General features: G+C 70.1%; 2 protein-coding genes and 2 pseudogenes. 1 reads left to right on the plus strand and 3 read right to left on the minus strand.

Annotated elements, in window-relative coordinates; translation table 11 throughout:
- The 3 genes and pseudogenes from ADL12_RS20820 to ADL12_RS52875 form a co-directional block, all read right to left on the minus strand.
- Positions 1-1,134 (minus strand): NAD(P)/FAD-dependent oxidoreductase (locus ADL12_RS20820; RefSeq protein WP_062704180.1); only part of this gene is annotated, 1,134 nt, incomplete at its 3' end.
- Positions 1,131-1,325 carry a ferredoxin gene (locus ADL12_RS20825; RefSeq protein ID WP_062704181.1) on the minus strand — a complete coding sequence of 65 codons (195 nt, stop codon included), beginning with the start codon at positions 1,323-1,325 and terminating at the stop codon, positions 1,131-1,133. The genes ADL12_RS20825 and ADL12_RS20820, both read right to left, overlap by 4 nt.
- Before the next feature lies 1 nt (position 1,326).
- Positions 1,327-1,527 (minus strand): annotated as a pseudogene (locus tag ADL12_RS52875) (fumarylacetoacetate hydrolase family protein); the annotation flags it as partial.
- Positions 1,528-1,658: 131 nt separating this feature from the next.
- Here ADL12_RS52875 and ADL12_RS57740 point away from each other — a divergent pair.
- Positions 1,659-2,174, plus strand: a pseudogene (locus ADL12_RS57740) (LysR family transcriptional regulator); the annotation flags it as partial.
- Positions 2,175-2,661 lie beyond the last annotated feature (487 nt).

Below are 2,661 nucleotides of genomic sequence, written 5' to 3' on the forward strand. Positions count from 1 at the left end.
GGCAGGGGCGGGGGCATGGGCAGGGGGCGGCGCTGCAGCTCCGAGGCGCTTGAGTTTGATGACGGGAAGTCGATGATTGACCGCCACGGCGGTTGCCGTACCCCCGTCGTGGTGCCATCTCAGCAGCGCACTGCGGTCGTCCACCGATCCGGCGAGGACTTCGGGGGCTCCGGTGAGGGGGAGTTCGCCGCTGATCTTGATATCGAGTCCGCACTGCTCGGTCCAGAAATAGGGGTCGGGCCGGTAGGGCCGCGCAGACTCCCCGTGCAGCAGGCTCGCCGCGGCCGTCCTTCCCTGCTCGACCGCGCTGGTCCAGTGGGGAGTCCGGCGCCCCTGGCGTGATACGACGTCTCCGGCGGCGACGATGCCCGGAGCGACGCGGCAGCAGGCGTCGGCGACGAGGCCGCCGCCCGCGTCCAGGGCCAGGCCGGAGTCCCTGAGCCATTCGGTGTTGGGTACGTCGCCCGCCGCGCAGACGATCACGTCGGCCTCCAGGACCGACTCCCCGCAGCGCACGCGGTGTTCGTCCAGTACGTCGACGCCGTCCGGCGCGACCCGGACCCGGATGCCGAGGTCACGGGCGGCCGCGACAGCGAGATCGGCCAGCCACGGCCCGAGCAGCCTGAGCAGCGGCGGTACGAGGTCGACGACGGTGACCTCCAGGCCGAGGGCGCGGCAGGTGCTGGCGACCTCCATGCCGAGGAAGCCGCCGCCCAGCACGATCGTGCTGCGGGCCGTGGTCAGCCTGGCGGTGAGGGTCGAGGCGTCATCCAGCGTGCGCAGCACCAGGTCGCTGTCGCTGTTGAGGCGGCGTGCCCGGGCGCCGGTGGCGATCACCAGCCCGTCGTACGGTATGCCGGTGCCGTCGGCCGTTGTCACCAGACGGCCGTGCATGTCGAGCCGCGCGGCCCGTGCTCCGGTGTGGAACTCGATGTCCTCGCTCGGCGGCGGCAGTTGGGCCGACTCCGCCGACTCCCGGCCTGCCAGCACGCCTTTCGAGAGTGGAACGCGCGAGTAGGGCGGATGCGGCTCCTCGGAGAGCACGGTCACCTGGCCGTCGTAGCCCTCGGTACGCAGGCTCTGCGCGGCCGTGACCGCGGCGATGGACCCACCGACCACGACGATCCGTTTCACGGCTGCACCTTCAACGCCGCGACGGGACATACCCGAACGGCGGCCGCGACGACAGTCTCGTGCTCCGCGTCCACCTCCTCACGCGTCAGGTGCAACTCGCCCTCGTCGTCGAGCCGGAACACCTCGGGCGCGGTCTGTTCGCACAACCCGTGGCCCTCGCAGCGGTCGAAGTCGACCACGATCCGGGTCATCTCACTGTCCTTCCATGCGTACGGTGACGGAAAGCGAAGTCGCGGCGGTCGCACCGCCGGTCTGGTTCCAGGCCTGCCGGCTTCCGCTGAGCCCGTTGACCGAGCCGTCCATCACGTCGCCGTCGCGCAGCAGTCGGCCCGAGTGGATGCCGTTGCCGACCGGGCTGCCGGTGAGGATCAGGTCGCCGGGAAGCAGTTGGGCGTTCTATATGTCCTCCCGAATGCGGTGCCACTAATTTGGCCCGCAACTTATGATCTGGGAAATCGATTCCCTGGATATCTGAATCCAAATGAGAAATACCCGCACGCTCTGCCCCGGCACTGGGACGCTTCGTGAATCTGGCAAGCCTCGACCTCAACCTCGTCGTCGCCCTGCGCGATCTCCTGGAGGAGCGCAACGTCACCAATGCCGGCCGCGCATCGGGCTCAGTCGGCCCGCCATGAGCGCCGCCCTGGCACGGCTGCGCCGCCACTTCGACGACGACCTGCTCTCCCGGGCCGGCGGACGCTACGAACTGACCGCCCGCGGCATGGCCCTCCAGGACCGCACCGCCACCGCCTGCGGCCTACTGGAGCGTGTCTTCACCAGCCAGGCCGATTTCGACCCCCACCCGCGAGGAACATGAGTTCAAGCTGATCTCCTCCGACAACGCGGTGGCCGTCTTCGGCGCCGAACTCGCCCGCGCCACCCACGCCGAGGCACCAGGCATCCGACTCCGGTTCAAACAGGCACCGACGGAAATCATCGACAACACCGGGGGACTGCTGAGCACCGCCGACGGACTGTTGATGCCACAGGGCATCATCAGCGGCTTCCCCACGGTCGAGCTCTACCGGGACAGCTGGGTGCGGCGAAGGAACGACTGCCACCAGCGGTCCACGTCCACCGGCGTCGCGGCGCCGGCTGAGCACCACAGCCAGACCGGTTTCGCCCGCACCTCCGCGTCTTCGCGCGCGGCCGCCACCGGCTGTGGTGCCGCGTTTGCGTCCTGCCCCCGGCCGACTGCTCGACGGTGCCTGGGTGGTGGGACGGCCTGCCGTCGACGCGGCACCGGACTGCCAGCGGATCGCGGGCGTGGTGCGCCGGAGGGCGGGCCCCGGCAGGCCATGGACCGCTGCAGGCCACGGGGATCGAGGTGGGGCCGGGCCCTGACAGGACGTCGGCGAAGGCCGAGGACAGCGCTCAAGGCCAGGCGTCCACGGGCCGCGGGTGGCTGCCGCTCAAGTGCCGGTCGGGGGGTCTGTCAAACGAGCGGTGTAACCGGGTTGACGGTTACTGACGGGCTGCAGAGAGGCGGCCGTCGAAGGTGATGTCGAAGGCGTTCAGCGCGGTCTT

The organism is Streptomyces regalis (assembly GCF_001509475.1).
Classification (GTDB): Bacteria; Actinomycetota; Actinomycetes; order Streptomycetales; family Streptomycetaceae; genus Streptomyces; species Streptomyces regalis.